Source organism: Caproiciproducens sp. NJN-50 (assembly GCF_004103755.1).
GTDB lineage: Bacteria > Bacillota > Clostridia > Oscillospirales > Acutalibacteraceae > Caproicibacter.
In genome coordinates this window covers 2,392,507-2,417,698 of record NZ_CP035283.1, presented here as the reverse complement: position 1 = coordinate 2,417,698, position 25,192 = coordinate 2,392,507, and the positions used below count along the sequence as shown (strand labels likewise).

At 49.6% G+C, this 25,192-nt stretch carries 24 protein-coding genes, 3 tRNA genes and 1 pseudogene; 19 read left to right on the top strand and 9 right to left on the bottom strand.

Going from position 1 to position 25,192, the window contains the following annotated elements; translation table 11 throughout:
* The first annotated feature begins 25 nt into the window (after positions 1–25).
* The 6 genes from EQM14_RS11680 (at position 26) to EQM14_RS11665 (ending at position 3,548) form a co-directional block, all read left to right on the top strand.
* A tRNA-Gly gene (locus EQM14_RS11680) sits at positions 26–101 on the top strand.
* A 16-nt stretch (positions 102–117) separates the two neighbouring features.
* A complete protein-coding gene (locus EQM14_RS16415) occupies positions 118–288 on the top strand; it encodes a hypothetical protein (RefSeq protein WP_164919065.1) in 171 nt (56 codons plus the stop codon).
* Complete coding sequence (locus EQM14_RS16410; RefSeq protein ID WP_164919064.1) at positions 285–455, top strand: hypothetical protein; 171 nt, start codon at positions 285–287, stop codon at positions 453–455. The genes EQM14_RS16415 and EQM14_RS16410 overlap by 4 nt, the downstream gene beginning before the upstream one ends.
* Positions 452–643 carry a hypothetical protein gene (locus EQM14_RS11675; protein WP_128743204.1) on the top strand — a complete coding sequence of 64 codons (192 nt, stop codon included), beginning with the start codon at positions 452–454 and terminating at the stop codon, positions 641–643. The genes EQM14_RS16410 and EQM14_RS11675 overlap by 4 nt, the downstream gene beginning before the upstream one ends.
* Positions 644–834: 191 nt before the next feature.
* Entirely contained in the window at positions 835–2,655 is a 1,821-nt protein-coding gene (gene typA, locus EQM14_RS11670; protein WP_128743203.1) for a translational GTPase TypA, read from the top strand.
* A complete protein-coding gene (locus EQM14_RS11665; RefSeq protein ID WP_128743202.1) occupies positions 2,655–3,548 on the top strand; it encodes a 3'-5' exonuclease in 894 nt (297 codons plus the stop codon). The genes typA and EQM14_RS11665 overlap by 1 nt, the downstream gene beginning before the upstream one ends.
* Positions 3,549–3,627: 79 nt before the next feature.
* Here EQM14_RS11665 and EQM14_RS16405 read toward each other — a convergent pair whose 3' ends face one another.
* A complete protein-coding gene (locus tag EQM14_RS16405) occupies positions 3,628–3,765 on the bottom strand; it encodes a hypothetical protein (protein ID WP_164919063.1) in 138 nt (45 codons plus the stop codon).
* A gap of 827 nt (positions 3,766–4,592) precedes the next feature.
* Positions 4,593–4,913 (bottom strand): AbrB/MazE/SpoVT family DNA-binding domain-containing protein, encoded by a 321-nt coding sequence (locus EQM14_RS16890; protein ID WP_128743201.1) that lies wholly within the window; start codon positions 4,911–4,913, stop codon positions 4,593–4,595.
* Between the two features lie 418 nt (positions 4,914–5,331).
* Here EQM14_RS16890 and EQM14_RS11655 point away from each other — a divergent pair, with 418 nt between their 5' ends.
* The 6 genes from EQM14_RS11655 to EQM14_RS11630 all read left to right on the top strand — a co-directional run bounded on the left by EQM14_RS11655 (position 5,332) and on the right by EQM14_RS11630 (position 10,027).
* Positions 5,332–5,802 (top strand): superoxide dismutase family protein, encoded by a 471-nt coding sequence (locus EQM14_RS11655; protein ID WP_128744322.1) that lies wholly within the window; start codon positions 5,332–5,334, stop codon positions 5,800–5,802.
* 299 nt (positions 5,803–6,101) lie between these two features.
* Complete coding sequence (locus EQM14_RS11650) at positions 6,102–6,458, top strand: helix-turn-helix domain-containing protein (RefSeq protein WP_164919062.1); 357 nt, start codon at positions 6,102–6,104, stop codon at positions 6,456–6,458.
* A gap of 149 nt (positions 6,459–6,607) precedes the next feature.
* Positions 6,608–7,453: a peptidoglycan editing factor PgeF gene (gene pgeF, locus EQM14_RS11645; protein WP_128743199.1), complete on the top strand. Its 846-nt coding sequence runs from the start codon at positions 6,608–6,610 to the stop codon at positions 7,451–7,453.
* Positions 7,443–8,345 carry a radical SAM protein gene (locus EQM14_RS11640; RefSeq protein ID WP_128743198.1) on the top strand — a complete coding sequence of 301 codons (903 nt, stop codon included), beginning with the start codon at positions 7,443–7,445 and terminating at the stop codon, positions 8,343–8,345. Before pgeF ends, EQM14_RS11640 begins: the two co-directional genes overlap by 11 nt.
* A 60-nt stretch (positions 8,346–8,405) precedes the next feature.
* Positions 8,406–9,092, top strand: coding sequence for a PAQR family membrane homeostasis protein TrhA (trhA, locus tag EQM14_RS11635; RefSeq protein WP_128743197.1), 687 nt, complete (start codon positions 8,406–8,408; stop codon positions 9,090–9,092).
* 71 nt (positions 9,093–9,163) lie between these two features.
* Positions 9,164–10,027, top strand: a complete 864-nt coding sequence (locus tag EQM14_RS11630) for a polysaccharide deacetylase family protein (RefSeq protein WP_128743196.1) — start codon at positions 9,164–9,166, stop codon at positions 10,025–10,027.
* Here the strand turns inward: EQM14_RS11630 and EQM14_RS11625 are convergent, their stop codons facing one another.
* On the bottom strand, positions 10,028–12,385 hold the full coding sequence (locus EQM14_RS11625) for an HAD-IC family P-type ATPase (RefSeq protein WP_128743195.1): 2,358 nt from the start codon (positions 12,383–12,385) through the stop codon (positions 10,028–10,030).
* Positions 12,386–12,649: 264 nt separating this feature from the next.
* Between EQM14_RS11625 and EQM14_RS11620 the strand changes: the two genes are divergently transcribed.
* The 3 genes from EQM14_RS11620 (at position 12,650) to EQM14_RS11610 (ending at position 14,438) form a co-directional block, all read left to right on the top strand.
* Complete coding sequence (locus tag EQM14_RS11620) at positions 12,650–13,876, top strand: O-antigen ligase family protein (protein WP_128743194.1); 1,227 nt, start codon at positions 12,650–12,652, stop codon at positions 13,874–13,876.
* Between the two features lie 352 nt (positions 13,877–14,228).
* A tRNA-Ala gene (locus tag EQM14_RS11615) sits at positions 14,229–14,307 on the top strand.
* A 53-nt stretch (positions 14,308–14,360) separates the two neighbouring features.
* Positions 14,361–14,438 (top strand) — tRNA-Ala (locus EQM14_RS11610).
* 262 nt (positions 14,439–14,700) lie between these two features.
* On the opposite strand, the gene EQM14_RS11605 is transcribed toward EQM14_RS11610, so the two are convergent.
* A complete protein-coding gene (locus tag EQM14_RS11605) occupies positions 14,701–16,284 on the bottom strand; it encodes a recombinase family protein (RefSeq protein ID WP_128743193.1) in 1,584 nt (527 codons plus the stop codon).
* Entirely contained in the window at positions 16,272–17,174 is a 903-nt protein-coding gene (locus EQM14_RS11600) for a recombinase family protein (protein ID WP_128743192.1), read from the bottom strand. Before EQM14_RS11600 ends, EQM14_RS11605 begins: the two co-directional genes overlap by 13 nt.
* 377 nt (positions 17,175–17,551) lie before the next feature.
* On the opposite strand from EQM14_RS11600, the gene EQM14_RS11590 reads away from it, so the two are divergent.
* From EQM14_RS11590 to EQM14_RS16745, 4 genes and pseudogenes are all read left to right on the top strand, one after another.
* Positions 17,552–17,857 (top strand): hypothetical protein, encoded by a 306-nt coding sequence (locus tag EQM14_RS11590; protein WP_128743191.1) that lies wholly within the window; start codon positions 17,552–17,554, stop codon positions 17,855–17,857.
* Between the two features lie 35 nt (positions 17,858–17,892).
* On the top strand, positions 17,893–19,422 hold the full coding sequence (locus EQM14_RS11585; RefSeq protein WP_128743190.1) for a hypothetical protein: 1,530 nt from the start codon (positions 17,893–17,895) through the stop codon (positions 19,420–19,422).
* A 51-nt stretch (positions 19,423–19,473) separates the two neighbouring features.
* A complete protein-coding gene (locus EQM14_RS11580) occupies positions 19,474–21,657 on the top strand; it encodes an SNF2-related protein (protein ID WP_128743189.1) in 2,184 nt (727 codons plus the stop codon).
* Positions 21,658–21,976: 319 nt separating this feature from the next.
* Positions 21,977–22,132 (top strand): annotated as a pseudogene (locus EQM14_RS16745) (DJ-1/PfpI family protein); the annotation flags it as partial.
* A 617-nt stretch (positions 22,133–22,749) separates the two neighbouring features.
* Here the strand turns inward: EQM14_RS16745 and EQM14_RS11575 are convergent.
* From EQM14_RS11575 to EQM14_RS16740, 4 genes are all read right to left on the bottom strand, one after another.
* Positions 22,750–23,031 (bottom strand): zinc-ribbon domain containing protein, encoded by a 282-nt coding sequence (locus tag EQM14_RS11575; protein ID WP_128743188.1) that lies wholly within the window; start codon positions 23,029–23,031, stop codon positions 22,750–22,752.
* A 195-nt stretch (positions 23,032–23,226) separates the two neighbouring features.
* Positions 23,227–23,385, bottom strand: coding sequence for a hypothetical protein (locus EQM14_RS16400; RefSeq protein ID WP_164919061.1), 159 nt, complete (start codon positions 23,383–23,385; stop codon positions 23,227–23,229).
* A gap of 165 nt (positions 23,386–23,550) precedes the next feature.
* Positions 23,551–23,763 (bottom strand): cold-shock protein, encoded by a 213-nt coding sequence (locus EQM14_RS11570; RefSeq protein ID WP_128743187.1) that lies wholly within the window; start codon positions 23,761–23,763, stop codon positions 23,551–23,553.
* A gap of 795 nt (positions 23,764–24,558) precedes the next feature.
* Positions 24,559–25,161 carry a DbpA RNA binding domain-containing protein gene (locus tag EQM14_RS16740; RefSeq protein ID WP_442861494.1) on the bottom strand — a complete coding sequence of 201 codons (603 nt, stop codon included), beginning with the start codon at positions 25,159–25,161 and terminating at the stop codon, positions 24,559–24,561.
* Positions 25,162–25,192: the final 31 nt, after the last annotated feature.

Below are 25,192 nucleotides of genomic sequence, written 5' to 3'. Positions count from 1 at the left end.
ATAATAGCACTTGCATTAAAGTGTTGCGAACGTAGCTCATCCGGTAGAGCGCCACCTTGCCAAGGTGGAGGTAGCGAGTTCGAGCCTCGTCGTTCGCTCCAAGGGGAAGGGCCGGCAGTGAGCCGGTCCTTGCTTTTGAGTTGCCGCGAGGCGAGAACTCCGGCGCAGCCCGGAGGACCGAACCCGCTTTCCGTATCTCCGGACCCCGTGCAGGGGTCCGCGGAACGCGGCCCGGAACTGCACTGCCCGAGCCTCGTCGTTCGCTCCAAGGGGAAGGGCCGGCAGTGAGCCGGTCCTTGCTTTTGAGTTGCCGCGAGGCGAGAACTCCGGCGCAGCCCGGAGGACCGAACCCGCTTTCCGTATCTCCGGACCCCGTGCAGGGGTCCGCGGAACGCGGCCCGGAACTGCACTGCCCGAGCCTCGTCGTTCGCTCCAAGAAGAAGGGCCGGCAGTGAGCCGGTCCTTGCTTTTGAGTTGCCGCGAGGCGAGAACTCCGGCGCAGCCCGGAGGACCGAACCCGCTTTCCGTATCTCCGGACCCCGTGCAGGGGTCCGCGGAACGCGGCCCGGAACTGCACTGCCCGAGCCTCGTCGTTTGCTCCAGCAGGCTGAACCTGCGGCCGATTCGCGCTTCTCAGTGTTGAGAAGCCGTTTTTGTGTAATCCGCCTTGAGTTTTTTATCTGAATGAAGCACTGAAGGGGCCGCCGCGGAATTTCCGCGGCGGCTTTTCTCGGATACTGCGGCCAACCTTTTATATTTTGCCTTCACTGTTCACAAATACAAATGGATGTGATATAATAATACGTCTGCGAATTTGAAAGAAGAGGGAAATCAATGGATGTAAGAAACGACGTCAGAAATGTCGCGATTATTGCGCACGTCGACCACGGCAAGACGACACTGGTGGATCAGCTCCTAAGGCAGAGCGGCGTTTTCCGTGCGAACGAGGCCGTCGCCGAACGGGTTATGGATTCAAACGATCTGGAGCGCGAACGCGGAATTACGATTCTGGCGAAAAATACAGCCGTCATGTATGACGGCGTTAAAATCAATATTGTGGATACTCCCGGCCACGCCGATTTCGGCGGGGAAGTGGAGCGTATCCTGACGATGGTCGACGGGGTGCTGCTCTTAGTCGACGCGTTCGAGGGCTGCATGCCGCAGACGCGCTTTGTGCTGAAAAAGGCGCTGGGGCTCGGTAAAAAGCCGCTGGTTGTCCTCAATAAGATCGACCGCCCGGGCGCGAGGCCGGATGAAGTGATCGACGAGGTGATCGACCTGTTCATCGAGCTGGGCGCCAATGAGGACCAGCTCGAATTTCCGGTGATCTACGCTTCCGCGCGCGACGGCTATGCCTCCGGCGACCCGAACGCCCGCGAGGGCGACATGAAGCCGCTGTTCGACGCGATCCTGAAAAATATCCCGGCTCCGTCCGGTGAGGCGAACGGACCGATGCAGATCCTGTTTTCCAACATCGATTATGACGACTACATCGGCCGGGTCGGGATCGGCCGCGTTGAGCGCGGGCATATCCGGGTCGGCGACAGCGCGGTCCTCTGCCATCGGGACGGGACGACGGCCAACGTTAAAATTACCAAGCTGTACCAGTTCGAGGGCCTGAAGCGCCGGGAAGTGGAAGAATCGTCCCTCGGGGACCTGGTCGCCGTGTCGGGCATCACCGGCCTGAATATCGGCGAGACCATCTGTGCTCCCGACTGCGTGGAAGCGCTTCCCTTTGTCAAAATCGACGAGCCGACCGTTTCCATGATGTTTATGGTCAACAACAGTCCGTTTGCCGGACGGGAGGGCAAATACGTCACTTCTCGCAATCTGCGCGACCGTCTCTTCAAGGAAGTGGAGACGAATGTCGCGATGCGCGTGGAGGAAACGGATTCCCCTGACACGTTCAAGGTATCCGGGCGCGGCGAACTGCATCTTTCGATTCTGATCGAGGAGATGCGCCGTCAGGATTTCGAGTTTCAGGTGACCGGCCCGAGGGTGATCTACAAGGAGATCAACGGCAAAAAGTGTGAGCCGATCGAGCTGCTGATGATCGAGGTTCCCGACAATTACGTGGGTGCGGTGATGGAAAAGCTGGGAACGCGCAAGGCGGAGCTGGTGAACATGGGTGCGCGCGGCAACGGCACGACCCACCTGGAATTCAAGATTCCGGCCCGCGGACTGATGGGCTACCGGCAGGAATTCCTGACGGATACGAACGGCAACGGCATCATGAACAACGTATTCGACAGCTATGAGCCTTACAAGGGTGAAATCGTCCAGCGTCCGCAGGGCTCTCTGATTGCCCACGAGGCGGGCGAATCCACGGGGTACGGCCTCTTTTACGCACAGGACCGCGGCAGGCTTTTTATCAGCCCCGGCGTTGAGGTCTACGAAGGAATGATCGTCGGCGTAAGCCCAAAATCGGACGATATCGTCGTCAATGTCTGTAAGAAAAAGCACGCGACCAATACCCGCGCCTCCGGCTCCGACGAAGCGCTCAAGCTGACTCCGCCCAGCATTATGAGCCTGGAACAGTGCCTGGAATTCATCCGCGCCGACGAACTTGTCGAGGTTACGCCGAAAAGCATCCGCATGCGCAAAATGATTCTGAGCAAGGAGCTTCGGATGAAGCAGGCCGCCAGGAAAAAATAATGGAATTCGTGATATTGGACCTGGAATGGAACGGCGCTTACAGCAGACGGCTCAAGGGCTTTATGAATGAGATCATCGAATGCGGCGCCGTCAAGGTGGATGAGGAATTTCATATTCTTGATACGTTTGAAATGCTGATCCGCCCTCAGGTTGGCAAGAAAATCAGCGGAAAAATCAGAGACCTGACCAGCATTACGAACGAAGAGCTGGCGGACGGGCCGCAGTTTCTGCAGGTTGTCAGCCGTTTCCGGCGCTGGGCCGGGGATTGTGTCATCATGACCTGGGGCACTTCGGACATTCTCGCGCTGATTGAAAATTACAAATATTTCTGCGGAAGCAGGCGCATTCCGTTCCTTCGGCGCTATGTGAATCTTCAGGCTTACTGTGAGCGATGTCTTTCCTACGACTGTACGAAGCAGATGGGACTTTCGACGGCCGCCCAGCTTTTGAAAATCGATGAGAGCGGCTTCGATCATCACCGGGCGCTGGGCGACAGCTTGCTTTCGATGCGTTGTCTGCAAAAGCTTTACGATCCGGTAAAACTGGAGCCGTTTCTGCAGGATGCCGAGACGGAGGAATTCTACAACCGCGTCGAGTTCCGCACCGTGGCGGTTTGCAATCTGAACCATCCTCAGATCCAGCCGTCGGACCTTATTTTCTATTGCGACCAGTGCGGCCGCCGCGCGCGCAGGTCGGGCAAATGGCAGCTTCATAACAAGAGCTTCCGCGCCCCGTTTACCTGCCGTCACTGCGGCCATCGTTTTTTCGGCCGGGTCCAGTTTAAGCTGAAATATGAAGGAATGGTCGTGAAAAAAACAATTCTGCCGTTTCGGGAGGAATCTGAGGATACGGCGGAAACACGAGCTGCCGAGGCGCAAAAAGAGAGCGAATAGCTCTCTTTTTTTTTATGATACAACGCGAAAAGCGGCATAAAATTTTGCCCCGCCATCCTTCCGGCGGGGCTTTGTCCTATCAGCCGGTCGGTTCATCCGACTGCGGCAGCCGTTCTTTGATCTGTTCTAATTCGGTATAAAGGATCGCTTGGTTCATTGCGATGGTGTTTAGGTTGGTGTTCATCCATTCCAATTGCTGTTTCAATTCTTTGTCCATTAGTTTGATGCCTCCGGCAAATATGTACCGCAAAAAGCGGCCTATCCTATTGTACCTTACCCTGCCAGACATGGCCGGATATCGGGATCCGCCACTAAATTTTCCTGTTTCCAAACAACTGGAAAATTTTTCACTTGCAAAATGATTACATTTTTGTTACAATTATTACAACTTTTTTACTATTTTCTTCCCAATTAGTTCCATACGGAAGAACGTCTGAAGGAGGCATACTTATGGATTTGATTCTTATAGATACAGTTTTGAACATATTGCTTTCCATTGTTTCATTGCTCTTAATCGCTATGTTTGTTCTCTTCTACAAAAATCATTGAACTATAAGTTTCACTGTTTCCCGCCAATCATTCTGGATATCCGGAGTTAGGCCGCTCGGAAAAGATCTTTTCTGCCCCTGGCCTGTAAAAACGCTTGTCAAACTGCTGATAAAGTTCCAAATTCAAGCCGGACAGGCGCTTTGCGGGTTCGGCCCGGTGGCGTGCCGTCCGGGCGTGTCGAAGGCTATCATAAAAGCACTCTAAAAAAAGACGAACGGCTAATTTTAGCGGAAATGCGCATAATATGATAGACCATTTTGAAAAAAGGAGTTGCACTGTCATGATGAGGTTTATTGCACCAATGCTTCTCGGAATTGTAATGGGCAGCATTATTATTTTTTTAGAGCCGGTCCACAAAGGACACCACAAGCATAAGAAATACCGTTGTTGGAAATAGAATGGAGCCCTCTCAGCTCAGGTGGAGCCGGGAGGGCTTATTCGTTTCTCCTTTGTCCCCGGCTGGGCGGAGGGGCCGGCCTTCGATGCGCATTGTGATCAAACATCCTTGTCGTCGGTTTCCCAAAAGCTCAGTTCTTTGATTTCCTGCATCCGGCCAAATGTTTCCTGCGGGTCGAATGGCCCCTCCTGCTCGAAAGACGCGGCCAGATTGTTGATTTCAGCCAGCCGCTGGCGGAGTTCCTCGTTTTCAGTCTCGAGCGGGTCCGGCCTGTAATTGCGGAGAAGGATGCTGTCGCCCTGTCCGATAATTTCGATCGGTGTCCCGGCTTCCAGCCGCATGGCCTTGCGCAGTTCTTTTGGAATCACGATTCTTCCAAGATCATCTAAAAGTCGGACAATTCCCGCTGATTGACTCATTGTGAATCCTCCTGTTCAGCTTCTGTTTTTTCGCGTTTGCAGAGATCGTCCTTGTCCTCATGATCGTTGCGGAGCCGGATTTGGTTGCAGCCGGAGAAACGGCATTCCCTCCTGAAAAAGTCCGAGCCGGTCTGGACGGTGCGGAACAAATCTTTTGTCCGGGTGAGACCAGGATTTTAGATCCGGCATATGCGGGCCGCCGCTCCGGGTGCCGGACGTTGAAGCAGATTCCGGCCGGGGGAATCTTGCCCCGGAGCATTTTGGGCCGGGTCTTTTCCGGATAAGAAGCTAAAATCAAATCGCTGTTTGTACTCATAAAACGCTTCCTTACTTTTTGTTGGCAGTTTATTTTCTCCCGCATAGAATAATTCAGGAGGTGGTTCCTTTGCCACAGTTTGGAATCAATCATTTGCAAAATATGCTGAGGAGGGTGCCTGAAGCCCGTGCCATCATGGCTGGCAGCCATGATCATCCCGACATACATGGGGCGGTTTCGTTTTATCAGGCTGTGGACGGGGTGCTGCTCGTCGCGCAGATTCATGGCCTTCCCGCCGAAGAGACATGTGCATCCAATGTGTTCGGATTTCATATTCACGAGGGCACTTCTTGTACCGGAAACGATGAGGACCCCTTTGCAAATGCCGGAGGTCACTACAATCCGCGCGGTTGCCCGCATCCCGCGCATGCCGGCGATCTTCCCCCGCTGTTCGGAAATCGGGGTTATGCCTTCATGGCATTTTTCACTGACAGGTTTACGGTGAAAGAGGTTGTCGGCCGCACGGTCATTATTCATGCGTCGCCGGATGATTTCACGACTCAGCCATCCGGAAATTCGGGAACTAAAATAGCCTGCGGCCGGATTTTGCCTGCGGGCATTCTTTATCATTAGTATATATCAATTTTAATTCTATTTATTTCCGCAGAGGTCAATGACACCCTTGTGATGATTGGGCCGGAGGCAGCAAGGCAAACGCAGTCACCCGATTGGTGACATGTGACGCAAAAAAATTTACGGAAAGCTTGCCGACACCAGCTTAAAATAATACTGTTTTTTATCAATTGTCCGGCGATTGTACAAACTTTAGGACTTGCAACTGCCATATCAGGCTTTTGGGGAGAAGTTGCCGTCTTGCATTTGGTGACGATTTATGCTTTAATGAAAGCATTAGAGAAATACGGGTGATGGGATTGGAACAAAGATTTGGAGACAGACTCAAAGCAATCCGCCTGGAGCACCGCATGTCGCAAGAGGATTTTGCAAGACTTCTCGGGACCTCAAAACAGGTTATCAGCCGTTACGAAACCAATCAGCGCACGCCGAAAATAACGGTTGCCAATCGGTATGCGGAAATTCTGAATGTGCCAATCAGCGGCCTTTTGGGAGAATCCTGTCAGCCGCGAAAGATGGAGGCGGCGTTCGATGACTTTACCTGTGCGATCCAGAGTGAGATCAGGGGACTTACCGTAGAAAACAGACAAAAGTTATTGGAAATGGCCCGCATTTTCAAATTGGCTCAGGAGCAGCAAAAGAATACAAAAGAGTAGCGGTTTTCATGCCGCGGGACAACTGCACTTCAAGGCCGGAGAGCGAACAGCTCTCTTTTTTTGGGGCTGGGACAGAAAGGAACATTTACGTTGTGCCGTGCGGCATTCTGTGCTACAATCGAAGTCGCAGAAAAATTCGGAGGCTTGTTATGGTATTGCAGGAAAAACAGGTGAAGCTGAATCGGAAAAACGGAATTGAATTTTTAACGTTTCCGGCGCTCGAAGCCCTGCCGTTTGTTCGCCACGCGTTTTCCACCCGGATCGGAGGCGTCAGCCGGAATGAGTTTTCTTCGCTGAACCTGGCGTTCGGAAGAGGGGACCCCGACGAAAACGTGATGGAAAATTACCGCCGCATCTGTGAGGCCGCGGGGTTTGGCGCGGATTCGCTGGTGTCCTCGGCGCAGGTCCATCGAACGGTGGTCCGGCGGGTCGGCAGGCAAAACCGCGGGGAAGGCTTTACAAAGCAAAAGCCTTCGGGCGTGGACGGACTGATCACCGACGAGCCCGGAGTAACGCTTGTGACGCACCATGCGGACTGCGCCGCGCTCTATTTCGCAGACCCGGTCAGAAAGGCGGCTGGACTTTCCCATGCCGGTTGGCGCGGGACCGCGGCCCGGATCGGCGCGGAGACGGTGCGTTCGATGGCCCGGGAATTCGGCAGCCGTCCGGAGGACGTCGTCTGCGTGATCGGCCCGTCGATCGGTCCCTGTTGTTTTGAAGTGGACGCTCCCGTCTATGAAACTTTTGCCGGGATGCGCGATCTTTCCCCGTGGGAATGGATCAGGGAAGACGGAGAGGGAAAATACCATATTGATTTATGGGAGGCGAACAGGCGCATTCTGATGAGCGCCGGAGTGCGGGGGGAAAATATCTCTGTCTCCGGACTCTGCACCCAATGTCATCCCGACCTCCTGTTTTCCCATCGGGCCAGCCGGGGGAAGCGCGGCGGCCTGGCGGCGTTCCTGGCGCTGAAGGAGGACATGGATGCGGATTGAACACTGCGGGCTCTGCCCCCGGCGCTGCGGTGCGCTGCGCGAAGCGAAAGAGGGGAAGGGCTTCTGTGGCATGGGCGCGGATCCCGTGGTGGCGCGCGCGGCGCTTCATTTTTGGGAGGAACCCTGCCTGAGCGGAACGCGCGGTTCCGGAGCCGTGTTTTTCACGGGCTGCTCGCTGCAGTGTGTTTTCTGTCAGAATTATGAGATCAGCACGCGGAGGAATGCCGGGAAAATCCTGACGCCGGAGGAGCTTTCAGCCGTATTCCGAAGCCTGGTGAAGCAGGGGGCGCACAATATCAACCTGGTCACGGCCACGCATTTTGTTCCGGCGGTCGCCCAGGCGCTGTCCCTCTGGAGTCCGCCTGTCCCGGTCGTCTACAACTGCGGAGGCTATGAGACCATTGAAACTCTGCGCATGCTGGACGGGCTGGTCGACATCTATCTGCCGGACCTCAAGTACGCGGACAGCGGATTGGCCCGACGGCTTTCCGGCGCGGAAGACTATGTGGCTGTTTCCCGCGCCGCCGTGCTCGAAATGGCGCGGCAGACGGGGACCGCTGAGTATGACGCGGACGGGATGATGCAAAAGGGGACCCTTGTGCGCCACCTGATGCTGCCCGGCCACACGCGGGATTCCATCGCCGTGTTGGACTGGCTCGCGGCCAATCTGCCCGGAGTTCCCGTCAGCCTGATGGCCCAATACGTGCCCTGCGGGAAGGCGGAGCGCCTTCCGGATCTGAACAGGAGGATCACGGCGAGGGAATATGAAAAGGTCCAGAACCATCTTTTTTCCTTGAATCTGGATGGATATGTTCAGGAACGGCGGTCCGCCAGCAAAAATTTTATTCCTTCGTTTCGGATGGAAGGCCTGGACCGGCTTGACATGCAATAAATAATGATATAGACTATTACACATAGTAATTAAAACTACATGTAATGGGGCTGATAGAGCATGAGCGGCGACGTCAAAAAAATCGGGCGCAAGCTGAGCAGGGAAGAATTGGGACTGCCTTCTTATACCGTGCCGGAGGAGATTCTGAATTCGGCGACGCATGGCATCGGCATGCTGGCCGCGGCCGCGGGGCTGGTTTTACTCCTTCTCAACTGCCGGCGGGACACGCTGACCCTGGTCAGCGTGTCGGTATTCGGCGGCAGCATGATCCTGCTTTATCTTATTTCATCCCTGTATCATGGTTTAGGCGTCTGCAGGGGAAAACGGGTGCTGCGCACCTTGGACCACTGCACGATTTTCCTTTTGATCTCCGGCACTTATACGCCGGTCGCGCTGCTTTCCTTCGGCGGCGCGACCGGCTGGGTCCTGTTTGCGATTGTCTGGGGCGTCTCCGCCGTTGGAATCGCGTTGAATGCGATCAGCGTCCAACGGTTCCGGGTCTTTTCGATGATCTGCTACATCGGGCTCGGGTGGCTGGTCCTTTTCTTTTTAAAGCCTTTGATCGCCCATCTGGATGGAACTTCGATTCGGAACTTGGTGCTTGGCGGCGTTTTTTACACAGTCGGGGCCGTTTTGTACGGAATCGGGAAAAAAAGAAAATACATTCACTCCGTCTGGCATTTGTTTGTCCTTGCCGGGAGCATATTCCATTATTTTGTCGTTTACCGCATTGCGGTGCCTTTCTGAAAACCGGGATGGGATGAAATCAGTGATATCCTGCGGCCCGCTTCCATATATTAAACGGGGGCGGGTTATTTATGTTTCGATCGATAAAAATCCATCGCTTTTTTCTGTCTGCCCTGACTGTGGTTCTGCTCGCGTTTTGCTTCTGCGGGGGGACAGTGGCCGCGGTCCGGCAAGCGGAAAAGAAAAACGGGGTGCCGCTGCCCATTGTGATGTACCACAGCATCCTGCGGGAGGCGCGTTTTCAGGGGAATTATACCGTATCGCCGGAAACGCTGGAAAGCGATTTTGCATGGCTGCAAAAAAACGGTTATCATACAGTCGTGGTCCGCGACCTCCTGAATTACGTGTACGGGCAGGTCCCGCTCCCGGAGAAGCCCGTGATGATCACCTTTGACGACGGGTTTTACAACAATTATTATTATGCGTATCCAATCGCGGAGAAATATCAGGCCAAAATCGTGATTTCTCCGGTAGGCTACTATACAGACCAGTATACGGAAGGCGACGCCGATCACCCGAACTATTCCTACCTGACATGGGGGGAGATCGAGGAAATGGCAGATTCCGGCCTGGTTGAAATTCAAAACCATTCCTATAACCTCCACGCAACCAAAGGGAGATACGGCGCCCAGAAGCTCAGATGGGAAAGCGCGGTTTCCTACCAGTCGGTCCTGCGGAAGGACCTGGGAAAGATGCAGACGGAGATGCTGGAACATACCGGGCAGGCACCGACGGCTTTTGTGTACCCGTTCGGGGCCGTCAGCAAGGAATCGGTTCCGGTTCTCAAAGAGATCGGATTTCAGGCGAGCATGAACTGCATGAAAAAGACGAACTATATTACAAATACGCCGGAGTGTTTGTTTGGATTGGGGAGGTATATCAGGCCCGCGGGTCTTTCGAGCGACTCCTTTTTTAAGAAAATCGGGCTTCGGTGATTATTTTCGCAGAAAGATCCGTTCGATCAGATGATAGATGACGGCCATCGCGCTTGCGGCAAATAGAAACATCGGAACCAGCATCAGCAGCATGGGAATGGTCGGGACGGTCACCTCAAACAGGGAAGGGAAAAAGACAAGCGCAAGAACAAAGAGCACTGCCATGGTCAAAAAGAGGATGACCCGCGCCGTGTTGAAAGGGAAACAGATCTTAAACAGAATCAGAAGTCCGGTAAAACCGGTGATCAGCACGGCGAGTGTGGACTGTTCCGCGCGGGAGAAGCCCAGGAAGGAGGAGAGGGCGACCAGAAGCACGATGTTCAGAGTCATAGCTGCCGCCCCCGGAACCGATTTCTGCATGACGTTTCCGATAAAGCTTCCGCGCAAACGATCCCGGTTTGGCTCCAGCGCGAGAAAAAACGACGGGATCCCAATGGAGACGGCGTTGATCAGCGTAAACTGAATCGGCTGAAACGGATAGGCGCAGGTCAGAAAAAGAAACAGAACCGCGATGACGGCGGAGAAGATCGCCTTGACCAGGAACAGAGACGCGGACCGCTGAAGGTTGTTGATGCAGCGGCGTCCCTCCGCCACGATGCGGGGCATGGAGGAAAAATCCGAGTCCATCAGCACAATCTGCGAAACCGTCCGCGCGGCGTCGCTTCCGGACGCCATCGCGATGCTGCAGTCGCTTTCCTTCAGGGCGGGGACGTCGTTGACCCCGTCGCCCGTCATGGCGACAGTGTGTTTTTTCTCCTTCAGAGCCCGGATCAGATTCAATTTCTGATCCGGAGTGACCCTTCCGAATACCGTATAGGCTTCCGCGGCTTCCTTCACCTCCTCTTCACTTTTCAGGCTGGATGCATCCACGCAGCGGTCCGCGTTTTTCAATCCCGCTTTTTCGGCAATGCTTGCAGCGGTGTGGACATCGTCGCCCGAAATCACTTTCAGTTCAACGCCCTGATCGGCGAAATAGGCGAGCGTTTCCCGGACGCCCGGCCGGATCCTGTCGCTGAGCAGGACAAGCAGCAAGGGCTTAAGGCCTTCGGGCAGCTCCCGGTCCCCAAGAGGCTTGTCCGAGTGGGCGAGAAGAAGAACGCGTTTTCCGCGGCCCGCGTATTTTTCCACCTGAGGACGGACATCTTCAAACCGGTCTTTCAGAACGAACTGCCCCGCGCCGAGAACAAAGCTCCCCTTGTCCTTGAAACAGGCGCCGCTCCATTTGCGGGCGGAGGAAAAGGAAACATTGCTCTCACAGGTCCATTCGGGCGGCTGCGGCATGATCTCCCGGATAGCGTTCATCGTTGGAGAATGGTCGTCCATGGCGGCCGCGAGAGCCGAAAGGGCCTCTTCCGCTCTTTCCCGGGGAATGTCGCACAGAGGAACGACAGCCTCGGCTTGGAGCGTGCCCTGCGTCAGAGTTCCGGTTTTATCCAGGCAAAGAGTGTCCACGTGCGCGAGCGTTTCGATGGAGTACAGCTCCTGCACCAGCGCCTTATGCCGCGAAAGGCGGAGAATCCCGACCGCGAGCACTACGCTGGTGAGCAGCACGAGCCCCTCCGGAATCATGCCGATCAGCGCGGCGACCGTACTGACTACCGCGGGGCGGAGAGCCTGACCGGAAACGGTCATCTGTTTGTAAAACATCAGGATGCCGATCGGCAGAATGGCAAATCCTGTAATTTTGATGATGCGGTTCATCCAGGTCATGATCTCGGAATTCGGTTTTTTCAGGTAGCGGGCGCTCGCGGCGATTTTGGAGGCGTAGTTGTCTTCGCCGATGTGTTCCGCCTGGGCCCTGCAGCTGCCGCCGACCAGAAAGCTGCCGCTGAAAAGGCTGTCGCCGCTGCGCTTTGGCACAGGATCGGATTCGCCGGTGATCAAAGATTCATCCGTCTCGCACTCTCCGTTTAAAATGACGCAGTCCGCACAGACCTGATTTCCCGTGGAAAGAAGCATTACGTCGTCCAGGACAAGCTCTGAGACCGGGACTTCGCTCTCCTTCCCGTTTCGGATCACATGCGCTTTCGGCGCTGTGATCAGCGACAGGCGGTCGATCATTTTTTTTGCCCGGATTTCCTGTATGGTGCCGATCAGGGTGTTGCAGACGATCACGCCGAGAAACAGCAGGTTTTTGTAGGAGCCGACCATAATAATCAGAGAAGCGAGAATCAAGTTCAGGATATTGAACGGAGTGACGAGATTGCTCCGCACGATCTGACCGGTGGTGCGGGTGCCGGATTCTTCCCGGCCGTTCGCGAGCCCCTGATTCTGCCGGGCCTTGATTTGTTCCGAGTTCAGCCCGGATGAATAGTCCGGATGAAACCGTTCACAATAAGAGTTGGTGTTTTCCATCATTCAACTTTCTCCGCTTCGTTTTAACATTTTATTTACCTCTATCGTATCATAAAAAAGATGAAATCATAGAATGTTTCCAATTAATTGTTAAAAACTTAAAATTATGTTCATTTTTTTCGTTATAATTAACAAATAGATTTGATTAATATTTGGCGATTCAATTAGAATTGATCTTGTTTCGTTCCGGTGGTGTGATATAATTATCAGTTGTGGCATGAGGAGAGGAAATTTTAAGAAAAGGAGCTGACCGTTATTCTTCAAGCTGTGAAAGAGAGTATCCGATTTGATTTTCTGCGGAACGTTCAGCTGGTCTATGCGGATTTTGATCGGCTTCTGGTAATATTACTGACCGCTTCTATCTTTGCCCCGTTTTATGTCAGCATGGTTGTCGTAATCGGGATCGCGCTGATGACGATGATCAACTGCAAGAAAAGGGTTCGCGCATTTGAGGCGCCTTATACAAAATTTCTGTTTGCGTTTTTAATTGTTACATTTTTTGTCGCGGCAATATACAATAATTACATCGGTATGGCGTATTCCATTCTGATTTACGCGGTGGTCAGCTGCGCGCTTTATATCCGCAGCATCATGACGCGCTCCATCTTTAACGAGGCGATGGACCTGATCTGTGTCGGCAGCATTATAAGCCTGTTTGTCGCTTTGTATCAAAAAGCTTCTGCGCTTTCCACCATACCGGATTATCGTCCGGTGTCGGTATTTATCAATGCGAACTATTATGGCATGATCATCGAATTCGTCGTAATCATTGCGCTTTACCGTATTTTTACGAATGCGGAACTCAGCGCTTTCTATTTTGCAGTGATCGGACTTAATTTCATAGGCCTGTATCTGACCGCCAGCTTTTCATCCTTTACCGCGATGTTTGCGGCGGTTGCCGTTATGCTTTTTTTGAAAAAGAAAAATAAAATTGCGGTTGCCTTTATTCTTTCGGTTGTTGTTTTCGTTGGATTGCTGGCTGTTTTCCCTCAGCTTTTACCACGCGGTTCGCAGGCGATTGACCGAACGCTGGCCCAGAGACTTTCCATCTGGACGGCTTCCGTCAAGGGAATTGAGCAGCACCTGTTTTTTGGGCGCGGTGCGATGGCCTATCAGATGATCTACGAACAGTTTTCCGGATACAAAACGTATCACTGTCACAATTTATTTCTTGATGTTCTGCTGAATTTCGGAATCGTCGGCTTTGCCTGCATCGGGATCTATGTCGGCGTACAGTTAAAGCTGTTGTTCCTTCGAGTGCGCAATAACATCTGCATGGATATGAACATTTTAATGGCGGCCGCTTCCGCCGCTGTTTTTGTCCATGGATTGACGGATGTCACAATACTTTGGATCCAGACCGGCGTTCTTTTTGCACTGATTTATTCTTCCACTGGAATCGGTTCAGGATACATTGAGAAAAGTGTTCATGTTCCCAGTCTTCTCCCGGAGTATTCGGGCGACTCCGTTGCGGCACTGTATCTTAAAAATTAGTTGAAAACCTACCCTTGTTGTCCCTGCAAACAAATCCAGTAAATCGGATAATTACTCCCGATGATGACCGCTACGGACGGACTGTAACTGGATTTGGGCGCTTCGGGATGCAAGGGGTTCTTTTTTGGTTGTGTCTTTCAGATGTGCTGGATGAATCTAACTAGTTAGAAAAAGGCAGAAAAATGTAATTGGTGGTTGCATTTTTCAACGCAACGTGATATAATAGCAACCGTTGCTGAGGTAACACATGGACCTGTAGTTCAGCTGAGAGAGCAGGGCGGAATGGTTTTCGCAACGGTACGTAACTCGCTTGGCAGTCATATCGGTCACATCACAAAATTGAATAACACATGGGCTCGTAGCTCAGCTGGGAGAGCGCCGCGTTCGCAACGCGGAGGTCGAGGATTGGTCGTAAAACCACATCGGGCTCAGTGCCATCACAACAGTAACCTATCTGCAATATTAAAACAAATTCATACATCATGGGCCCGTAGCTCAGTTTGGGAGAGCGCACGGTTCGCATCCGTGAGGTTCGAGGGTTCGATCCCCTTCGGGTCCACCATATAAGAACGCTAATATTGATACGGTAGGTGTCAACATTAGCGTTCTTGCTTTATGCCGGAAAAGCCCGTAGTTACGGGATTTTTTTGTATTTTATCTCTTTGCACTGCGTTGCCTGATAGCACAAAACGCACCCAGCCTCCGAGCATTTTTGCATTTTTCCATACCCGCGCAGAACGATTGTCCGTGAGTGGGTGCAAAAATTCGAGGTGGGTGCATTAATGCTTGGAGGTGGGTGCAAGGGTAAAAAAAGAGGCTGAGCCTTACAGCCCAACCTCAATCTCTGCTCCGTTTTTGAACTCGAATACCATCCTGCCGTCGTGGAAAACCGTAGTCTTATTGAGCAGTGCAATCCACAGCCTTTCGTCCCAGCTTTCGAGAATGAGAGGCTGTTCCTTTATGGACTCAATGAATAGCCGGAGCTCGCGGTCACGGTCTTGCTTGCGTGTACGCTCCGCGCAGAGCTCATCAACCCGTTTCGTTGCCTTTTCATACCGCTTCACGAGCGAATTGTATTTTTTGTTGTAGTCCTCTTGTGATAGCGCCGCAGAAGCGTTTTCTTTTACACAGGCTTTTACCATCTCTGCGACAACCGTGATTTCCTCCGTCAGCTGTTCGATTTCCCTATCCAGAGCCGAACAATCCGAAAGCGACTGACGCATCAGCTCGCAGTCCTCAATGATTCCGCTCCTGTCTTCCATCAGGCGGTTATAGGCTATCAGGAACTTCTGCTGTATGGTTTCTGCGTCAAGGTGTGGCGTGGCACATTTCTTTTGGCCCTTGAATTTGCTGTTGCAGCGCCATATCACCTTACGGTATACATCTGTGGAATGCCATACCTTCTGTCCGAAGAAGCTACCGCAGTCTCCGCAGACCAGCTTGGACGAAAACACGCTGTTACCGCTGTACACTCTGCCAAGCGCCTTGCGCCGAGCAATCTCCGCCTGTACCATATCCCATTCTGTAGGGTTAATGATAGCTTCGTGACTGTGCTCAACATAGTATTGCGGAACTTCGCCCTCGTTGGGCTTCATCTTTTTCATCAGGAAGTCGACGGTGAACTTTTTCTGTAGGAGCGCATCGCCCTTGTATTTCTCATTTGAGAGGATGCTGCCTACTGTTGTCTGACTCCATTTCTTTTTGCCGGACGGCGTGGGAATGCCCTGCGCATCAAGGTACCTGCAAACACCTGCAGGGGTTTTACCCTCAAGAAAAAGTTTGTATATCAGTCGGACAATGGCGGCTTCTTCCTCATTCACGACGGGAGTGCCATCCTCACCCTTTTCGTAACCGAGAAACTGCTTATACGGCATACTGACTTTTCCATCTGCAAAACGCTTGCGTTGTCCCCATGTGACATTCTCAGAAATTGAGCGGCTCTCTTCCTGAGCCAGCGAGGACATAATCGTAATGAGCAGCTCGCCTTTGCTGTCAAAAGTGAAAATGTTCTCCTTCTCGAAATAAATCTCCACACCGTGCTCCTTCAACTTGCGGACGGTTGTGAGACTGTCCACAGTGTTTCGGGCAAAGCGGCTGACGGACTTTGTTATAATAAGATCAATTTTGCCATCAAGGGCATCCCGCACCATCTCCTTAAAGCCATCACGGTGCTTCGTGTTCGTTGCGCTGATTCCTTCGTCGGTGTAAACCTTGACAAACTCCCAATCATCGCGGGACTGAATGTACTTTGTATAATAGTCGACCTGCGCTTCGTAGCTTGTCTGCTGCTCCTCGCTATCCGTAGAAACACGAGCATAACCAGCGGTACGGCGCTTCGCTATAGATGCGGTAGGCAAGGTTGTAAATTTGTTTTTCGTGGCAGGTATCATTGTCACTACTTTTGGCATTGTTTTTTCCTCCTTTGGCGCGTTTTTTCGGCGGCAGCTTGCCGCATCTCTGCCGTCCAGCTCTCTCGCCGAGAACGGTCAGCCCAGACACGCTCGGCGACGGTTCCCGCTTTGAAAACGAAGCGCAGGTGATTGTCTTCTGGCACCTCAATGCGGTCAATCTGTGCGTTGAAAACTGTCGAATTGTATTCTTTTAAGCCGAGCACATCGGCACAAACCGCTTGAAGCGTGGTTTCAGGGATTTTCTTTCCGTGGCAGTGGGATTTGCCCTCCGATAGATAAGTTGAACAATTCCATCCGACCGAGCCATTGCTCGTGTTCCGCTTGTAGTTCTTACCGCAGAATGGGCAGTAGATTTTTCCTGTGAATTCACTCTTTTGTGGGCGCGGTCTGTTTTTTGTTGCTTCCCGCTTCATTTTCACAGCAACCTGCGCCGCTTCAAAGGTATCTTTGTCAATAATTGCTGGATGCGTTTCCTCAGCATAAAACATCGGTAGTTCACCGTTGTTCGGAAGCTGCTTTTTTTCCAAGTGGTTATTTCGAAAGGTTTTTTGGAGCAGTGCGTTGCCGATGTATTTCTCATTGCTGACCGTTTCTTTAATGCGCTGTGCACACCACTTGCCGCCAAGAGCGCAGGTAACACCGCGCTCGTTTAAGTCCCTGCTGATGGAGCTGAAGCTTTCACCAGCGATGACCCGCTGGAAAATTTCACAAACGATTGGGGCCGTCTGTTCATCAATTTCAATTCCCGCCTTCGAGATACGATAGCCGAAAAGGAAACGCAGGTTGATGAGCTCGCCGTTTTCAAAGGCTCTTCGAATGCGCCATTTTTGATTTTCGCTGGCAGAAAGGCTCTCCTCTTGTGCATAGGATGCAAGGATGGTAAGCAAGCGACATTACTCTGGCATTCGGAGAAAAAGTCCTTATCATTGACGCAAAATACTACGCGCATACAACGCAAACGCAATATGATGCGCACACCCTGCACTCCAACAACTTGTATCAGATTTTTACCTATGTAAAAAATCGGGATATAGAATTTGGTAACACACCACATGAGGTTTCAGGTATGCTTCTCTATGCACGGACAGATGAGACAATCCAGCCGGATGGCGTTTATAAAATGAGCGGCAATAAAATAAGCGTCAAAACGCTTGACTTAAACTGCGAGTTTTCTACCATTGCAGCGCAACTAAACGAAATAGTAAATAACCATTTCGATATTTGTGTGCCCGCAGTCAAAACGTGGTGATTGGAGGAACAGTGAGTGATAACTGACAAACAATTTAATGATGCCTTCACAGCAGCAGGCGGATGGTTTTTTCTTACGCAATTCGAACTTATTAAATCGTGGTATGGTAAAAGAGAAGACCTTGTTGACCTGATTTACGAAAAAGGTTTTGATGCTAAAAAGACCGGTAGTAACACCAGAGTCTCCAGCACTCTTCGTATTATCGAAGAAGGCCGAATGAAGGATGCTCTCTTAAAAATACGAGACTCTAAGAGAATTAATCATGAGCATCCAGAGGCTGAATATTTGGCCAGTGAGATGTTGAAGAAGTATTTCGGTTGAACCAACGTCGTGAAATCCATTAAGGAGGAATACTTGTGCCGGAAAATAAGAGCATTTTTAGTGGCATGGCAAAGAAGGTGCAGATTGTATCAAACAACATCTGTTACGGTCCTTGTCCCCAGCCAGGTGATGAGGTGGAGCAGCATCTATCCATCACAACAGACGGCAGAGTGTTCTTCTCATCTTATGCTTACGGAAATGGCGACAAGTACATAAAGTCCCGTTCAAAAAACTTCAAAATCGATGCCGCGAAAGCTGCATATATCCTGAAAATGGTGGGTAGCTATTTTTCAAATGAATACGATGTTTCTTTCGTCACCGATGTTGGCAATTGGGAAATGACACTCACCAACGATGAAAATGTGGTATATCATTTCCGAGGCCCTCTGTGTTCTGGCCTCACTGATGAGCTTGATAATATATCAAACATAATCCGCGTTACCCTTGATATGCCGGAACTGCTCGTTTTTGATGGGTTCTCGAACGCGGATAGAATTGAACGAATAGCTGTGGACTACCATCGAGTGACAAAGATAAAGCCCGGCGTGCTCCCTGAAGGGGCGACATGGGAATACGCCACTTGGGATTACAGCGAACAGCTTATAATTGACCGAAAGGCTGAGACGCTGGAACATATTCAGAATATTGGCAGCGGTTGCCAAGTTTCACGAAAATATAATATCGAGGATGGTATCACATCACTGTTAGATGATTTCGATGCTGATGTATTCTTCGCTCATACAGAAGGAAATCCTCCCGATGTTATCCACAATCCCCTCGAAACAAAAGATTACAGGATTACCGTCGATTATCTGTACGGTGAACAAAAGACGCTGACAGGGTCCTTTGATAAGAACGGGCTTCCGGATGATTTCTCGGATTTCGCTGAAACCGTGTTTGATTTTATGCGGTTTTACGGCATGGGTGAAATACTCGACCCTTCAGTTCATGATAAGGCGCTACGCAAACAATCCGATTTGATTTTCTGTAATGTGCAGTTTGAGGAATACGGAAAAACATACTGCTATCTGACAGATGATGATACTCTGGAGCCGGAGGATTATGTAATTATTCCGGTTGGAAAAGGCAACCATGAATCAGTTGCAAAAGTCGAAAGCATTGAATATCATCCAGCCGAGGAAGCTCCGTTCCCAATTGAAAAGGTCAAGAAGATCATTCGTAAAGCGGACAAAACTGAGGACAGCGACGATTCTATTGTCCTGCCGGAGGGCACGGTGGTTATGGGGAGCGAGCCGCTTGCAGATATAACGGCTGCCTCTTGGCGAGCCAAACTCGGTGAGGAATACACCGATGAGGAATTGGCATCCGCTCTCGCTGGAGCATGGAATAAAAGTGTATGGCTTGGACATGACCTCGATGACGATGATTGCACACCTGAAATGAAAGCAGCATATGAGGAGTGGTCTGCACTGGAGCAGGAGCTCATTCAGAAGGTTGCATTACGCATAAACCGCAAATGCGAAACGCCGTATATTAAGCTGGTAACGCCATTTATGGAGCGAAATGGATATAGAAATGGCGGCGGCTGGTGGGTTAAAAATTAGGCAATACTTTAGATGGCAGTGAAACTGCTGGCATTTAGGGAGGGATAGTGAATGGCAAGACCGTTTAGTTCAGCCGATGCGAAACGGCTTATTGATGAGCACAACAGAATAAAGAGCCAACTTTCAGCCGCTGTGACATCCGCAGAACAATATCGGTCTGAGATACTAACTTCATCTGAGGCACTTGTAGCACAAGAAGTTCTCTCTGTTTTGAAAGATATCCCCATTGAGGAAATTAACAGAGATAAAAAAGGGTTCCGCGTCAAAGCATTACGGGACTACGGATACTGCTCCATAGCGGACATTTCCACGGCCTCCGTATATACAATAGCCTCTGTTCATGGAATAAGCGAAGATACGGCTTATTCCATAAAGCATATTGTCGGTGATATTGTTTCAAAAGCTCGTCAAGGTGTAAAAATTAAACTGAGTACAGATAGCAAAACCGCCGCAGCTACCAAACTGGTAACGTCAATTTTCAAATATAACCACGCTTTGCCGCTCACGGAGAATTGTCGACAAATTCTAAATACTAACATCCGTAAAATCAACAACGCACTGGCTGATATTTCGCCATCGACAAATGGGGTAAAATGGTTTTTTACATCAAGTATCAACAAGCAAAAAGCTACCGAGGCATTTAATTTCCTTGGACAACTATTATCATCTGAATATGGCAAGTCAGCATCAGAAACATTGGTTGCTATTGATGCTATTAACAGAAGCACAAACACTGAAGCGTGGCAAGATTTTTCCAATAACTCCATTTACTTTTTTAATATTTTAGAGGATATTAACCCCGGTATTCTTGGCACAGATGATGCTGTTTATGGCCTGCCGGAGGACTTAGCACGCGAAATCCAGGAGGAATGCTTCTTTCCTGATGGGCTGCTCTGCGAGTTGCGACGCTATCAAGAATGGGGCGTCAAATACATACTGCATCAAGAGCAGGTCCTTCTCGGTGATGAAATGGGACTCGGCAAAACGATTCAGGCGATAGCGGCAATGGTTTCCTTGCGAAACATAGGAGCAACGCACTTTGTGGTCGTCTGCCCTGCAAGCGTGATTACAAACTGGTGCCGTGAAATTCGTAAAATGAGCAAATTAAGTGTTACAAAAGTACATGGCGCAGGACGAACTGCAGCACTGCGTTCTTGGATAAACGATGGTGGTGTTGCTGTTACTACCTATGAAACAACAGGCTATTTTAAGGTTGATGCTAATTTCAAGTTCACACTTCTGGTAGTGGATGAAGCCCACTATATCAAAAACCCAGAAGCGCGAAGAACAGTAAATGTCAGGAATTTAAGCAGCCATGCCTCCCGCACCCTATTCATGACCGGTACCGCATTAGAAAATAAAGTTGATGAAATGATTGCGCTAATAAAGATGCTCCAACCTCGAATTGCTGCTCAAATTCAAGGAATGGCTTTTATGTCTGCTGCGCCGCAGTTCAGAGAAAAGGTCGCGCCGGTGTATTACAGACGAAAACGTGTAGATGTCCTAACGGAATTGCCGGAACTCATCGAAAGCAAAGAATGGTGTACGCTCTTGCCAAACGAAGAGCAGCTATATGAACAAGCAGTCCTCGGAAAGCACTATGCTGATGCACGACGGGTATCTTGGAATGTTGATGACCTACATAATTCCTCGAAAGCCAAACGCTTGCTGGAAATCATTGAAGAAGCTGAGGCGGAGGAGCGGAAAGTAATTGTCTTTTCTTTCTTCTTGGATACCATTCGAAAAATTACATTACTACTCGGAAATAAGTGCTTGAACCCCATAAATGGCTCCGTTACCCCTCAACGCCGGCAGGAAATAATTGATGAATTTGACAGTGCTCCCGCTGGAACTGTTCTCGCTGCTCAAATTCAATCTGGCGGTACCGGCTTGAATATTCAGGCAGCAAGTGTGATTGTAATTTGCGAGCCGCAATTTAAGCCATCAATAGAAAATCAAGCTATCTCGCGAGCATATCGCATGGGACAAACACGTAATGTATTGGTTTATCGCCTTCTCTGTGAAAACACAGTGGATGAAAAAATAATGTCAACATTGGAAAACAAGCAAGCGATATTTGACGCATTTGCAGATAAGTCCGTTGCAGCAAGCCAAAGCATTGACATGGACGACAAAACTTTTGGTGATATCATCAAAGAAGAAATCAACCGTATTAATGCTAAATATGGAAAAAGCAACACAGATGAGAAGACAGGCACAGAGGGCGTATCCTAATATCGTAACACCATAGAGTCACATAATTTCTCGGTGCTATTGCCACGCGATAAACCCACGCAGAACGATTGTACTCGCGCAGAACGATTGAAACCCACGCAGAACTTTTCTTTTGTGAAAATGCACCCTGTATCAAAATTATCAGCCTTTGCCAAAATATTCGTCGAAAGAAGTCGATCATAGATGATCGGCTTCTTTATCTTTAATATATGGTAAAATGTCAGTGGATCCAGCTTATTTATAAAACGGGCAGATAAATTGGAATTTATTGGGATGGTTAAATGAAAGTTTTGCTTTTTTAGCTAAAGGTTTTGAAACAATGGAGTTTAGTGCTTTCGTAGACACACTTGGATGGGCGAAAAATGATTATTATTATGGCATTGATGTGATAACATGCTAATTCTCAAAAACAGTTCTGAGCACTTTTAATGTTCCAGTCATAGTGGATCGACTGATTGATGGGGTTTATGTTGATACGCCCGAAAGCCGGAAGAGGAAAACAAAAAACGCTCTAAAAGCAGTTGGCCTGTTTTCAGAACGCTTGCAAAATCTGTGCCAAATTGGTTCTACTTTCCCGGACTGTTTTTCGGGGCGTGTGCGATGGGTTTATTGCCTAAATGGCTCTTTGGCTGAAAATTATCTGTCTGTTTGTTCTTCCTGTTGAATTTGTCCACGAAACGATCGTATCCGGTGACTTTTTTTGAAAGGCCCATTTGTATCATCTTCTTTCCTTTTTATTCTACGCTGGAGAAGCACCGAAATGCAGGAAAGAAAGAATTATTATAAATAAGAAATTTTTTGTTTCGCCGCCATCCTCCCTCCAAGGCCACGAAGAAGCGCGCACCACGACCGCCCGGCTGTGACGCCTGCGGCAGTTACTCGATTATCAGCATCAAGCATACGAAGAGCTCAGACACAGATTCACGAGCTTGGCAAAGACCGTTTACCGGACAGAGGCGGGGATGAAGAATGATCTAAGACGCCCAATGAAGCATATGAACGGCCGTGAAGTATTTCGAGGAAGGACAGAAAGAATAAGGCAATTTACTCAAAAAAGTGCGCCCAAAAAGGCGCACTGAAATCTTCAGATTTTTATCTTCTGTTTTTCGCGAAGCAATCGCTGCAGTATACCGGGCGACCATCTCTCGGCTGAAAAGGAACCTTGCACGGCTTGCCGCAAGAAGCGCAAACCGCATCGAACATCTCACGGCTGCCGCCGGATCTTTCTTTGGAGTTTTTCCGTGTGTCTCGGCAGGATTTGCATCGCTGCGGTTCATTCATAAAGCCTTTTTCAGCGAAAAACTCCTGCTCGCTGGCAGTAAATACAAATTCCTGACCACAATCTTTGCAAACTAACGTTTTGTCTGTGTACATGAAACACCTCAAATTATAAAATTAATGCCTGACGGGATGATATTACAATTACTATACGCTGGATATGCACCAATGTCAATTTTTTTAATTAGAGGGAATTATGGCGAAAGTTATTTTTATTCCATCCCTGGCATGCTGCAGGGCAAAGCCCGGCACGGGCTAAGAGCGAAATCTGGGTTTGCCGCTATACTTTACTTATTCTTCGAGAAGCAATTCAAGTTCATCCTGCAGGTCTGTAATAATAGGCCCAATCAAAGCTATACGCTTCAAGTCTTTTGTCTTTTTGGCCTCCTGATAGCAGACCGTATACACGGCGAGTTTGCTTTTCAAAACCGCTTTTGTATTTTGACTCATATGAACCTCCATGGACTTCATTTGTTTACATAATACAGCAAAGATATGGACCCGACATGAACGAGAACGATTGGCCATAGAACGAAGAAGAGACTGTACATTAGGAGACCTCACAGGGTAAACATAAAAAAGCCGCCCGAATGGGCGGTCTGGCAAACCGGAAATTTATGCGACACGAACATTGACGGCACGCATTTTGCTGCTGTCTTTTGGATCAGTCTCAATGTCATAAGAAACTTTTTGGCCTTCTGCAAGAGTTTTATACCCAGCAGACTGGACGGCGGAAAAATGGAAAAACACGTCTCCGCTGCCGTCGTCGTTGGAAATGAAGCCAAATCCTTTTGTTTCGTTAAACCATTTTACTGTACCGTTGTTCATAGACAGGTACCCCCATAAATTTATTTGTATCCGCCGTATAAAAAACTCACATTTTTGCAAGTCTTCACGATGTGAATGACTTACAAAAATGTGAGGCAATTCGTACATTTAGAATACACAGTCAGTATATCATAAGCATCGCAAAGATGTCAAGAAAATCCTCTACTCTTGAAAAGGGGTTCCCCTGACGCTGAGCGCTTTCCTTGACAGATTGCCAAAAGCATGATATAATTAACGGGTTGGAAATATCCAATAAGCCTATCTTTTCATGCTAAACCGAAGGCTTCAAATTCGGTGTTAATGTCAAAGAGGAACTGTTTGTTGGCTTGACAAAAGTGGGTAAGCAGTCGATAACCCGGGCGTTACACGGGACAAAATATGAATAGATATCCACTTTCGTGAGATATCTATATTTTTAATATTTTTAATTTTTAGCGCTTTGCCTTTGGGCGAGCGCTTTTTTAATTCTTTATAGATTGATTTTTACTCGCACCTGATATGAAAAACGGGCAGATTAACTCCGTCCGTATTTTCGATTAAGACCTGGATTTAAGCAATCTTTCCCCTTAGACCTATCTCCTGCAAAGGCGTCGCACAAATTGCAGCCTGCATTGCCGCAGGAGGCGTTATCGCAAGATTTTACAGCAAGATCATTAGAAGAATATCTTATGCGCACCGGAACGTACTTGTTCAAGAAGCTGCAATATTCACCTAATTTTTTATCGTTTATCATACTCATCCATCCCTTTCGCACAGTATCATAATTTCGTTGCAACGCACATGGGTAAATTGTTTTCATTTGCTTCTGCTGCGGTTATATTTATGCGCCGAACCGGCCCCATAACGATTTCTGCTGTCAATGCGCCGTTTAGAACCAGACGGATACGCATGATCTCTGTGGCCCAATCCTTTCGTTTTCAATGCAGCAATGTGTACGACGCGCTGTTTCATTCGGTATCCGTTCATTTTTTTCAAGACTAAATCCGCGTCATTCGGTTCCATTTCAACAATGGAACGCTCCCTGTAAAGATCGATTTTTCCGACTGCGACCACTGGCAATCCGGTTGTCTCGACGATGGTGCCGATGATAAAATCAGGTATTATTTTGTTGTCGGTGCCGATGTCGATTTTTAACCTGACTTTTCCCTCTTCAGGGGAAGTCGGCTCAATTTTTCGGACATTTTTTAAGGCGCCGGTTTTTCTGCTTTTATCATAGAGCAGTTTGCAGAGAGCCGCTGCGATCCGTTTTGCTTCATATCCGTTCTGTTCCAGCTCGTCGATAAACGATGTCCACTCGGAGCCGCTGTTTTTATCCATAAACTGTTTGATGGTTCCTCTGAATTTTTTAAGATGCCGTTTCTGAATCTCCTCAATATCGGGCACAGAGGCTTCTTCCATTTTTAAGTCCATGAATTTTTCCAGTGAATGC